This is a genomic window from Paenibacillus sp. SZ31, from assembly GCF_012912005.1.
Classification (GTDB): Bacteria; Bacillota; Bacilli; order Paenibacillales; family Paenibacillaceae; genus Paenibacillus.
Window position 1 is genome coordinate 299,183 of sequence record NZ_JABBEA010000005.1, and the last position, 12,687, is coordinate 311,869.

Below are 12,687 nucleotides of genomic sequence, written 5' to 3' on the forward strand. Positions count from 1 at the left end.
CTTGAATGATGCTCCTTGCATTTTTAACCTCTCTGCACGCCTCCACGTTGGAGACGCATGAGTGGACGGAGAATTTTTTGCAGAATACGGGGGTAACTGCCCAGCTCGTCCTTGCGCAGTACACGCAGCACGACCATGAGAACCAGATACACCACCACCACAAGCACTCCAACCACAAGACAGGTAAGCAAGAAGGATACGCGCGCTGGCAGGAACAGTCCAAAGATCATATTGCCAATCCAGTTCGCTGCAAATCCTACACCTGCTGCAAGCACCACTGTAATGATGAACCCTTTCCAGCGATCTCCCATGATGGAGAAATCAACGATTTTGCGAAGGACCCGCAGATTCAGGTACGTGATCACCAGGAAACAGAGGGCCGTTGCAATAATAATGCCGTAAATACCGAAGATTGGCGCCAGAATCAGACTTGCGACCAATTTGATCACAACACCTGCTGCGACACTAACCATCGTAATTCGCGGTTTACCTACCCCAAGCAAAATGGAGTTGGTCGTCATCATCGTAATCTGGAAAATGGTACCGAATGTCAGCAAAGCAATGATCGGCGTTCCATCCAGATTGGTAAACAGCAATCCATTAACCGAATACGCTGCCGCACACAGTGCAATGACAATCGGCATACCTGTCAGAATCGAAATGCGCAATGCAAGTGTAACCTGATTCTTCAGATGAGCTTCATCCTTGCGGGCAAATGCTGCCGAAATGACAGGCACCAACGACTGACTTAAAGCGATAGCTAAAATTGGCGGAATACCCGCAATACTTTGGGCCTTGGCACCGAGGATCGCAAGTACGCCTGTCGCCTCTTCGAGCCCGATCTGGCCACTAAGCAGTGGAACCACAAGGGATGAATCGATAAAGTTAATGGCTGGAACTGCAAGTGAGGATAGCACAATTGGAATAGAGAGCTTAAAGATATCACTGTAAATGCCTCGCATTGGCAGTTGCTCTGTACGCTCGTAATTCAATTGCGCCGCACGGTCGCTACGACGCAGCTTCAAGGTGAAGTACAGCATGACACCGAAGGCACCAACACTTCCTAATACCCCACCAAATGAAGCACCTGCAGCAATCGTTTGGTCATCATAATTCCATTGCAGCATGACATAAGCCACGATAATGGCTGTACCTACGCGAGCAAACTGTTCCACAATCTGTGAAATACCGCCTGCTGTCATGTTGCCGCGTCCTTGGAAATATCCACGCATCATCGCAATAGCCGGGAAGAGCAGCAAGGCTGGGGCCAAGGCGCGAATGGCGCTGACTGACTCCGGTACTTTGGACACATACGTAGCATAATAAGGTGCCGCGAACCATAACAAAGCAGACATGACTACCCCGGCCACAGCCGCAAAGATCAGGGCTGCACGGTAGATCTGTTGAGCTTCACCCGCGCGTCCGAGCGCATAGCGTTCCGATACCATTTTACTCAGAGTACTCGGTATGCCCGCCGTTGCTACAGTTAACAGCATTAAATATACCGTATTGGAGATCGTAAATGATGCGTTACCGATATCGCCGAGGATATGCTCCAGCGGCACCCGTTGAACCAATCCGAGTACTCTCGCGATCAGCGCAGCTGCCGCCAGAATGAGCGTACCCCTAATGAATGTTTCTTTCTTAGACAAACCAATTCCCCTTCTTTCCTCCACACCGGACGTACATCCCGTTGAAGCTAATCCCGAACGTTTAGGCGAATCTTACCACCCAGATAATAAAGAGAACAATCATGACGATTTGCAAAATAATTTTCATTACAGTGCTCGTAAATAGCCCCACCACGGAACCAAAACCAACTTTGGACGCTTTGGAAGGTGAAGACCCTCCGATCAGTTCCCCGATAAAAGCACCGATAAATGGTCCCAGCACCAGTCCGAATGCCGGAATGACAAATGGCCCAATGATAACACCAATGGTGCTGAGCGTTGTCGATAACTTGGAGCCACCGAACTTCTTCACGCCCCAAGCGCTGACGACATAATCAGCCACGAACAACACAACAACAATCAGAATCTGGATAATCCAGAACCACACGCCGAACGGATCAAAGCTGAAGAACCAGCCGTAGACCAGAAACGCGAAAAAAATCGCTACAGCACCAGGCAGTATGGGATATACCGTTCCAGCCATTCCGACTGCAAACAGCAGCACAATTAAAATCCAGGCAACGGTTGCGAGCAAAGGTTACTCCCCCTTCAAAATATGTTCACGGATGACTTCGACGATGCCATCATCATTGTTGCTCGCTACAATCAGGTCTGCGGCTTCCTTCACTTGCTCTTGCGCATTGCCCATCGCTACACCAAGACCTACCGCCTCAATGACAGCCAGATCGTTCAAACTGTCTCCGACAGCAACGACTTCGGACATCTCGATGCCCAGCAGCTTGCAGACTTCGGCTACACCACTTGCTTTGGATACGCCAGCAGGGTTGATCTCAATATTAACGGGTGAAGAATTCGTCATTTGCAGACCACCCATTTGTTGCAGTTCCATCATGATCTGGTGACGCACTTCATCCACTTCGGTATTGAAGCCAAATTTCAACCATTCCAGACCTTCAATATTGTCCGTCCAGCGATCACGGTTGAACAGCTCTTCCACGGAGTATGCCCAGTACCAGCTATTATATTTCTCACCAATTTCCTGCATTTTACGAATCAATGCCGGGTCCATCAGATGACGCATATGCAGATCATGCGGTGCTTTCCAGACTTCACTACCGTTAACGGTAACCATCGGTGTCTCCAGTCCAAGTTGGACCGCATAAGGCATCGCATGGAATACGGCTCTTCCCGTAGAAAGGCACACATGTACACCCCGTCGAATGGCAATCTGTATCCACTTGGCAGTCTCCTGTGTAATTTCATGATTATCGTTAAGCAATGTTCCATCCATATCTAGTGCCAGCAATTTGTATTTCAGTTCACTCATACAGTAGTTCCTCCTAGGTTGTCTCTCTCCAAGTTGAACTCATGGATATCCATTCAGGCACTACGCGGGCCCTCTCCGTTCCACAATGGTTCTCCAGCTCAACTTAAAGGTTCTCTTTATCTAATTTTAAACATTCTTTCATAACAAGATCGCCCGGCATCCGTAAAAAAGGACGCTCCGGACGTCACAGCTAACGACATTTTACCACAGATCATCTGTATGCAACAAAATAACCCGTAATCAGAAGCATGACACATCAAGATAGATATATGTTCTATATCGAACTAACCATTCATGCCTTCAAGCAAGCATCATCCAAAAAAGGCAAGGGATAACTCCCCTGCCTCTGCAAATCTAATTCATTCATTGCATATCAATCTATTTCATTACTCAGTATTGATTACTCCTGGTCTTGCTTCTGATCTTTCTTGCCTTTCGGCGTTCCATCGAGACCATATACTTCATCGTATGCATCGAAAATTTTCCGTGCAATTGGCGAAGCACTGACTGACCCGAAACCACCTTCCGGTACAACAACAGCTACAGCAAGCTTCGGATTATCTCGTGGTGCAAAGGCAATAAATACACCATTCTCTTTTTTGTTCGGTCCGGTCCCCTGCTCTGATGTTCCTGTTTTCCGTGCATAATCGTAAGGGAAACCGTCAAATGAGCTTACTTTGGTAACCATTCCTTTATGAACTTCATTCCAGTGCGCATCGGAAAAATCAACTTCATTGAGCACTTTAGGTTTGAACTCTTTCACTACATTGCCATCTGCGTCACGGATTTCCTTCACTAAGTGAGGTTCCATCCGTTTGCCTTTATTGGCAAGCATCGTCGTGTATTGTGCGAGTTGCATTGTAGTGTACTTGGCTTGTTGTCCAAATGAGGCAAATGCCAAACGTGTTAGAGCTGATTCTTGTTCATCATTATTATATTCTAAAGTACCTAGGTATTCTTTGGGTAAATCGATACCTGTAGACACACCCAATCCGAAATCTTTCATGTGTTCGTCCCACACTTTAACACCCTCAATTGAGCCATATTTGCTCAACAAACGTTTACCCACCATATCGATCATGAAGGCATTGGAGGATTTTTCAATCGCTCTTCTGGCGGTGATAGAACCATTATAAGCAGAATGCGAGTTCCTCACTTGTCGTCCGTCTTTCCCCAAGATAGCATATCCCGGATCATGATAGGTCTGTCCTGCTGTAAATAACCCCTCTTTCAATCCGATAAGTACACTTAGCGGCTTAATTACTGATCCAAGGAGTACAACGGATTCCGCCCGACTAGGCTTGGCATCATTCGGTGGGAATGACTCGGTGGTTCCGTTCCGGAATACATACTTAATTTTGTCATAATCCCACTCGTTCGGATCATAGTCCGGCATACTTGCCATAGCGACCACATTTCCCGTATCCACTTCCATGGCTACTGCGTATCCGGTAATCGCCTTCGGAAGTCTGCGCAGTTCGTCCGTTATCGCCTCTTGTGCGGCCATCTGAATTTCCTTGTTAATGGTGGAAACCAGACTGTAGCCTTTCTCTGGCGGAGTTTGTAACATCGTTCCATCCGGCAGATTACGTGCGTCAATATCAATGGACTGGTAGCCGCTTCGTCCACGGAGTTCTTCCTGATATTGCAGCTCCAATCCATCGAAGCCAACCTTTTCTTCCTCATGGTATACAAGACCAGGATCACGCTGGGTACTTGCCCCCTCACGGATGGCCTTGTATTTGGCAATGGAATCTGGTGCCCGTTTGAACTCTCTTGTATAACCTACAACCTGAACGGCTACACCATCCGGGTCATATTTTCTAATGTTTTCTTCCAGCACCATAACGCCCGGATAATCTGCTTTTTTCTCCATGAAAAAGGCAATCTCTTTTGTCGATAGATCCGACTTCACCAATCTTGGCACATACCCGAACGTTTTCTGATAATCCAGATCCAGTCGTTTGATGATCTCTTCCGCATCCAGCTGCTCCTTGTCCCCTGGATTAAACTGCTTAAACACAGCCGCCAGATCATGAGCCAGTTCCTCTGCTTCCTGTCTACGTTCATCATTCCGATAATCCTCATATAACAGCACATAGAGGGACTGTACAGGTTCGGAATAAGCGAGCGCCACTTCTCCTGTTGCATCATAGATGGGACCACGAACAGGGGCGAGTGGAATGTCTTTGGTATTACGACTCGTTTCCATATACGTCAGTTCGGGACCCTCCACAAATTGCACAAAGGCCAATCTGAATATGAGGATACTGAATATGACAAATGCCGCGAAAAAAAACAGATTCAGCCTTGCGCCGGAAGGCTTGTTGACGGGTGCATCTTCCTCAGCCATGGGTTTCTTCTTCAATCGGTTAAACATGTTTTAAGCCTCTCCCGTTCCTCTATAAAAAATATAATATCTAATCCATATTGTGCATGTGTTCAATCCCTTATTTAATCCTTTCTCAACCAAGTCTACCAAAGGCTAGCTGTCACGTCTTTCAATTTTTGGTTACATTTTCGTAAACATAACCGTTACACTAACCCATCTACCGATTTAAATGTAAAAACTGACATATCAACGTTATTCCGTTTTGTCGAAAGCGTTTACCCTTCTCTTATATAAACGTGATACAGTTCATTTGGTTACACATTAATGCAATTAATTAGTTCACTCCCTCGATCCAAGCTCTGCGTGAAAACAAAAAAGAGGACCCGCGAAGGGTCCCCTCTGTAACCAATGCTCACATCACTGTGTGCCTGATTCCGATTCTGATTCTTTGTTTTTGTCTTTTTTCGGTACACCGTCGAGACCAAATTCCTCGTCATAGGCATCAAAGATCGCACGTGCAACCGGAGCCGCACTGCTCGAACCAAAGCCCCCTTCGGGAATAACTACAGCAACAGCAAGCTTCGGATTATTACGTGGTGCATAGGCGATAAACACTCCGTTATCCACGAGTTTGCCACCTACTACCTGTGTCGATGTTCCTGTTTTTCTGGCAAAATCGTAAGGGAATCCGCTAAATGCGGATACCTCGGTTGCCATGCCTCGTTGTACTTCGTTCCAGTAGGAATCGTTAAACTCCACCGTGCTGAGTACCTTCGGTTTTACTTTCTCAACCACGTTGCCTTCCGAATCCCGGAACTCGCTAACCAGTTGCGGCTCCATACGTTTACCTTTATTCGCAAGCATCGTCGTGTATTGTGCTAACTGCATGGTTGTATATTTCCCCTGTTGTCCAAAGGAGCCATACACGAGACGCGTCAGCGAGCTTTCCGTGGTATTCATGTAATCCCGTATGCCCAGGAATTCATTCGGCAGATCCACCCCTGTGGATACTCCAAGGCCGAACTGCTTCATGTATTCATCCCATTTGTCAATTCCGGTCGCACCGTATTTTGAGTACAACTTCTTCCCAATCTCATCAATCATGAATACGTTCGAGGAATGACGAATCGCATCATGCGGACGCATCGCACCGTACACATGCCCCGATGAGTTCTGAACTCTGCGGTTGTCCCCACCAAAGGTTGTTGAACCTCTATCCGAATAAACGGTATTTGTTGTGAAGAACCCTTCTTTCAAACCGATCAAGACACTAAGCGGTTTGATGGTGGAGCCGAGTAGTACGATCGATTCGGCTCGCTTTTTAGAATCATCCGGAGGGAATGAACGAATCGTACCATTTTGATACACATATTTGATATCATCATACTGATCATTTGTGATACTGCCTGTTCTCCAGATGTTGGTATCATAATCCGGCATACTGGCAGCAGATACGATTTTCCCCGTATCCACTTCCATCGCAACTGCAAATCCGGTCTTTGCATTCGGATGTAATTTACCGGAAACCGGATTCCGATGAAGCCAACTCAACTGATCAAGGATGGCCTGTTCTGTTTTCACCTGAACGTTCTTGTTAATACTGGAAATCAAGTCGTAACCTTTCTCCGGCGGGGTAGAACCAGCCACACCTTCAGGCAAGTTACGCAAATCAACATCAACGGATGTATATCCGCTTTTGCCACGGAGAGCATCCTGATATTGCAACTCCAGTCCATCAAAGCCTACAAATTCATTTTCCGTATACACCAGGCCCGGATCCGTTTGCGTTTTATTAGCCTCGTCTACCTCTTTGTATTTGTCCAGGGCCTTCGAACTTCTGAACTTCTTCAGATAACCGATTGTCTGAACCGCTACCGTATCCGGATCGTAGAATCGTACACTCTCCTCGACGATCTGAATGCCTTTGAACTCGTCCTTATGCTGTAGGAAATAAGCTACCTCTTCCTCGGACAGATCACTCTTGATCAGACGCGGCATAAAACCGTTCGCCTTGCGTGAATTCAGGTCCATCTCTTCGAGAATTTGTTCCACCGTAAGTGGCTCTGAATCCTTCAGCTTGTACTGTTCAAATACATCATGCAACCGGGTTGCAATGTCTTGCACTTCCCCAATATTCGGACTCGGCTGACCACCCACATCCCCATAGTTTTTATAAAGTGTCAGGTAGAGAGACTGAATGGGCTTGGAATAAGCCAACTTTACTTCACCTGTGGAGTCATAGATCGTTCCCCTCACGGGAGGGAGCGGTACATCCTTGGTAATGTTACTCGCTTCTTCCTGACTGAGTTCAGGCCCTTCCACGAATTGCAAAAACGCCAATCGTACAATAATAACGCTAAAAATAACAAAGGAAGCGAAGAAAAATACGTTCATTCGGTAGCTAAAGCGCCGTTTGTCCGTAAGTTCGTCCTTCTCATTGGAATGCTTTTTCATTCATCCTACCTCTTTCATGACTTGATGCATACCGCTCAAACTGGTTCTTTCCGGCATGATAACCTGGCAACGTCGTCATATTACGGACCTATGTCCGTTGTAATGTTAAGCTGATTGATCCTTTAAGTGGGTGTCAGCAAAATTCGGAGGATTAAACCAATCTCCACTGATGGCCCATGTCGGATCAAGCGGAACCCAGCTCTCGGAATCACTCAAATACACTTCATTCCAAGCATGCGGACCATATCCGCCCTGGCCGTTATACCCAAGTCCTGTAACGACTTTGACTTCGAGCCCTTGTGAACGGGCCATAACAGCATAGAGACGGGCATAATCAATACATACGCCTTTGCGTGTATCAAAAGTATTCTGCGGATTCTGTTCATGCCATATGCCCTTTTGCTCATAGTCATCCACTTTACCATAGTCATACTGAATCCGTGAACCTACCCAGTCGTATAGTGCTCTTGCTTTGGCTTCATCTGTCGATTGGCCTTTCACAATCTCGCTCGCTGCAGATTCAATGTCCGTCGGAATATTATGGTCAATGACTTCATATTTGCGTTGCAAGATACCGCCCAGTTCCTTCTGCACAGCCTGTGTAAATACGGGAAGCTTGTCCTTGATGAACGTACCGGACAACGGTTCGATGACCGATTTAGCCCCTTGCATATAGATGGGAGATGCCTCCACATACCTGCTGAACATGCTTCCTGGGTAAAGACTGACAATCATGAACAGCACCGCAATGACAATCATTCCACGGACGGAGCCTATGATTGTGCCAATCAATGCACCTGTCAACCTGCTAAACATACCTTTAGGAGCACTTTCCTCGCCTAGACCCTGCCTGCTGCTAAACATAAATGAAGACAGCAATCCAAGAATCAGTCGAATGAGTCCGTAGCTAAGTACAAATAATACAGCGAACCGCATCAGCGGAAAATCTGCAATCGCCGTAACCAACGTATAATACATCTGTTCCCACCTATTTAACTCACGGTTAGGCATGGCTGAAGCATACGCAGACAGCCATTGCTGCACATATGGCGCAAGCCACATCGTTAAACCGATCGACAACAGAATACCAATCACCGCCATAATGCCATCCATCAGGAACCCGAAGAGTCTGCCTGCTGAACGCGAAGCCCCTCTGGACCAACCCTGCAACAATGAAGCAGCTACAATCAGCAGCAGCATAATCGTGATGCCATTAAACTCCTTCAGGCTGTCCAGCCAATTCTGCAGCACGAACTGATTCCCCCTTTACTACGATGCTGGTGCTGTTTTGTTCTCCTGTGCCTGTTCGACAAACGTACGTATCGTTTCATTGTCGAGTTTCCATTCACCAAGAGAAATTCCGCGGAAGGTCACATCGACTTTATCCGATTGAGTTCGGCCTTTAATTTCTACGTTGGGACTTGTGATGGTGAATGCTCCATCCTGTCCTTTAACGTATGTCGCTTTGGAAGCTTCCTTCAGCATCATGCTGGTCGCTTCTTTCTTCAATGTGTCCATCGTACTGGATTGTACGTCTGTCACTGTCTGTTTGATCTGATCAATGGAGATGCCGCTGTATATCAGTAGAGCCGCAATAATGATGATGGCAATCGCCCATTTCAATACGGTTTTGACCACATTCAGAACAAAGAACAAAATGATCAACGCAACCACGATCACCAGCCAGTTCTGCATCAAAAACTCTTTGATTACTTCTATGTTCATGACTACACCTTCCGTATTAGAATTCATTCGTTACACTTCCCGAATATTATACATGATTTCCGAAGCTGCTGTCAGCTAAGCCCTCTCCCGTAAAAATAAACGGTCTAAGTTCGTCCCGCCGGGCGTACAAGTAGTACCATGAGGTTCTGCTAGCGAACGGGGAACACGTTCTGGATCTGTAGTTTGAACATGCATCGCTTAACAAGGAGGGGCTTATGTGAAAACGGCCATCTGGCTATACCTGTTTTTGTTCCTTGCGGTATTTGATTTGCACGCCCAGTATCCCATTCTGACCCCTTTTGCCATCTCGCTTGGAGCTGCCCCTACATTCATCGGCTGGATGATGGGCATCTATTCCTTAACGCATCTTCCTGGCAACCTGATTGCCGGAACACAAATTGATAAACACGGGAGTCGCCGCTACATTGTATTCAGCCTGCTTGGTGCAGGATTCATCCTGCTCTTGCAAGCCCATGTCCATACGCCATGGCAACTGCTCGCCCTGCGTTCCATCAGTGGTTTTGTACTGGCCTTCCTGTCTCCCGCATGTCTCGCCTTGCTTGCACAGTTATCCAGCGATCCGGTGAAACAGGGAAAATATATGTCGGGTCACGGGGTAGTGCATACCCTCGCCTCTGTTGTATCTCCGGCAGCTGGCGCAATTATTGTGGGTTCCATGGGCTTCTCCTCTACATTCTCAGGCTTGGGTTATCTGCTTATTCTCACAGGTGTCATTGCTTTCATGACCATGCCCCGTGGTATCGTCAAGCAACATGAGAGGGTAACTGAACCTGCTAAACCTGATGTTTCACCAGCAAATGTCACAAGTGCATTTCTGCCAGTGTCCTGGCGATACTTTGCCTTGCCTCTGGTGATTGCCTGTGCTCAAGGGATTCTCTTCTTCGAATTACCCCTGCGAGGAGGAGGACATTCCTCCATGATGTCTACGGGACTACTGTTCTCTATTATCAGTATTGGGGCACTCTTCACACTCAGCATGTTATTTCTCAACCGGTACTCTCCCAAACTGCGTCTGGTTGCGGGTGTGCTACTGATGTCCTTATGTTTTTTTGTGATGGCAGCCATTCCGCAGATTCCGTTGTCCACCGTATTGTTTGTACTCGGGATGTCTAAAGGCATTATCTTTCCAGCTATGGCTACCCTATTTATACGTCTGAGCGGAGGAAGCAAGCTGGGTCGCATTTTCTCACTGCAATCCATCGCCACCTCCATTGGTTCTTTTATCGGCCCCATCACAGCTGGACAACTGCGTGTCGGGTTATCACCCTATTTCATTGCCTTTGTTCTGTTAATGATTGGTATGCTGTTGCTTCCATACTATACATCCAGACGCGAAGCATCCCTGTCTGATCCCAAAAGTATATTGAATTAGGCCAGTATCAAGCTCTTCTTCCCTACTGTTATGACAGCAATTAGGCCAGTATTTTCATTAGCTTTGCATCATTCCCCCATTTACAGCTAAACTATATAAAATGGACTAACGTTTTACACGTTAGTAAAACTAACTGGGAAATCTATCTTTCACAATCACCGAAGGTTTTATCTTATTGAAGATCATCATTAAGGTTGAACAATTAGCCAAAAGTAGTGAAGGGGACGGAATCGATTTTGAAGAAGCGATAGCGTTCGCCTAAAAGCTTTCTGTAAGAAAGCTGCTTCGAAAGCATAAGCTGTCTCCAAATATTAACTTTATAAAAGTAAATCAAAAATAGTTGGAGACAACAGCGATCGGAAGAACGATCCGTAACCGGAACGGCCACTGCCAGCTATCACTTCCATAATGATGCACTTATGAAATAAGATTTCAAACTTGACGGGTTGTTCTATCCAGTTGCAATCGTGTAAAGAAAGGAGTCCATTTTATATAATCAGTCGATTTTCGCTGCAACATTTCCCGGGGAATGTCGACATAAGCTCTCGAACAAGAGGTGAATATCATGCCTATTCATGTCATTGTGGAAGGTAAGAATGATCGAAGCAAACTGAAACGTTTGGTTGGACCCGAAATCAACATCTTATGCACGTTTGGAACACTTAATTCACTCAAGCTCGAGACTCTGCGCAAACAAGTCGGATATGATGAAGTCTTTTTATTTATGGATAATGACAGTTCCGGCAAAAAAATTAGAGGTGTGCTTCGGGATGCTTTCCCAGATGCAGTACAGATGTATACACGACGAGGATATGCGGGAGTGGAAGGAACACCTGATGAGTATATCATTGCCCAGCTGGAGAAAGCCGGGTTAGAGACATACATCCAGTATCCTGAACATCCTTCCTTTTAAAATGAAATACCAAAAAGGCTGCCTTTCGGTTGATATCCAACCTGAAGGCAGCCTTTACAATGTAAGTATCCGTTGATTATTCCTTGATCAGATTTCGAATATCCTCAGCGATTACAGCAGGAACAACGTCCTCTGTATTAAACGCATTATATACCTTGCGCAGCTGGTTATTCTCATCCACCAGACCAATCATGTTCATATGGGCAAAATCATCCTTAGTCTCCCCTTCGATCAGGATTTGGAATGAATCCCTGGCGAATTGTTTGGTTTTGTCCATATCCCCTCGCAAGAAGTACCATCCGGAATAATCCGCATGGAAGCGGTCCGCGAATGTCTTGATCTTCTCTCTTGTATCGACTTTCGGGTCGAATGAAATGGATACAAACGAGACATCTTTACCGAAGGTATCGTCCTCTTTCAACAGATCCTGCACCTGGGATAACGTAAACGTCGTAATAGGGCAGACATCCGGACAACTGGTGAAATAAAAGTAGAACAAACGGACTTTCCCTTGAGTATCCTCCAGTGATACTGTACTGCCATCTACATTTTCCATGGAAAAGGATTGGATTTCACGAATCTCGGGTAATTTTTCTTTGCTGGCAAATACGGTACCCCACATCAGATACACAGCCATAATCAGTGCGAGCCCGAGCAGCATCCATGTCCATTTGTACTTTTTCAGCATCTTCCTCGTCCCTTCTGTATCTTCTCTTATGAATACGCATACATATGTGATTCAAAATCACGTTCGTTTCGCTTTATCCATCTACTGTGACATATGTATTCAAAAAAACCTACTATTTATGAGATTCTATATTATTGTAACGGTTTAAAGAAACAATGCCCATAAATTATTTTAGTGTTGTACCGAAATAGTTTGACAAACTGCGTACATTTATTGGTTATAAT

General features: G+C 46.0%; 10 protein-coding genes. 2 read left to right on the forward strand and 8 right to left on the reverse strand.

Annotation, left to right across the window (positions count from 1 at the left end; genetic code table 11):
• Positions 1–23: 23 nt before the first annotated feature.
• From HF638_RS13345 to HF638_RS13375, 7 genes are all read right to left on the reverse strand, one after another.
• The gene (locus tag HF638_RS13345; RefSeq protein WP_169480639.1) at positions 24–1,652 is read right to left on the reverse strand and encodes a putative polysaccharide biosynthesis protein; all 1,629 of its coding nucleotides are present in this window, start codon (positions 1,650–1,652) and stop codon (positions 24–26) included.
• Between the two features lie 61 nt (positions 1,653–1,713).
• Positions 1,714–2,154 (reverse strand): DUF456 domain-containing protein, encoded by a 441-nt coding sequence (locus HF638_RS13350; RefSeq protein WP_047841365.1) that lies wholly within the window; start codon positions 2,152–2,154, stop codon positions 1,714–1,716.
• 54 nt (positions 2,155–2,208) lie between these two features.
• A complete protein-coding gene (locus HF638_RS13355; protein ID WP_076333185.1) occupies positions 2,209–2,958 on the reverse strand; it encodes a Cof-type HAD-IIB family hydrolase in 750 nt (249 codons plus the stop codon).
• Positions 2,959–3,358: 400 nt separating this feature from the next.
• Positions 3,359–5,338: a peptidoglycan D,D-transpeptidase FtsI family protein gene (locus HF638_RS13360; RefSeq protein ID WP_169480640.1), complete on the reverse strand. Its 1,980-nt coding sequence runs from the start codon at positions 5,336–5,338 to the stop codon at positions 3,359–3,361.
• Positions 5,339–5,707: 369 nt separating this feature from the next.
• A complete protein-coding gene (locus tag HF638_RS13365) occupies positions 5,708–7,744 on the reverse strand; it encodes a peptidoglycan D,D-transpeptidase FtsI family protein (RefSeq protein ID WP_169480641.1) in 2,037 nt (678 codons plus the stop codon).
• A 105-nt stretch (positions 7,745–7,849) separates the two neighbouring features.
• Complete coding sequence (locus HF638_RS13370; RefSeq protein WP_062838059.1) at positions 7,850–8,944, reverse strand: transglutaminase domain-containing protein; 1,095 nt, start codon at positions 8,942–8,944, stop codon at positions 7,850–7,852.
• A gap of 69 nt (positions 8,945–9,013) precedes the next feature.
• Entirely contained in the window at positions 9,014–9,496 is a 483-nt protein-coding gene (locus HF638_RS13375) for an ATPase (RefSeq protein ID WP_211175629.1), read from the reverse strand.
• Between the two features lie 190 nt (positions 9,497–9,686).
• Between HF638_RS13375 and HF638_RS13380 the strand changes: the two genes are divergently transcribed.
• Together HF638_RS13380 and HF638_RS13385 are read left to right on the forward strand one after the other, a co-directional pair.
• Positions 9,687–10,862 (forward strand): MFS transporter, encoded by a 1,176-nt coding sequence (locus tag HF638_RS13380; RefSeq protein ID WP_169480642.1) that lies wholly within the window; start codon positions 9,687–9,689, stop codon positions 10,860–10,862.
• A gap of 565 nt (positions 10,863–11,427) precedes the next feature.
• Positions 11,428–11,775 (forward strand): toprim domain-containing protein, encoded by a 348-nt coding sequence (locus HF638_RS13385; protein WP_062837991.1) that lies wholly within the window; start codon positions 11,428–11,430, stop codon positions 11,773–11,775.
• A gap of 76 nt (positions 11,776–11,851) precedes the next feature.
• Here HF638_RS13385 and HF638_RS13390 read toward each other — a convergent pair whose 3' ends face one another.
• Positions 11,852–12,463 carry an SCO family protein gene (locus HF638_RS13390; protein WP_169480643.1) on the reverse strand — a complete coding sequence of 204 codons (612 nt, stop codon included), beginning with the start codon at positions 12,461–12,463 and terminating at the stop codon, positions 11,852–11,854.
• Positions 12,464–12,687: the final 224 nt, after the last annotated feature.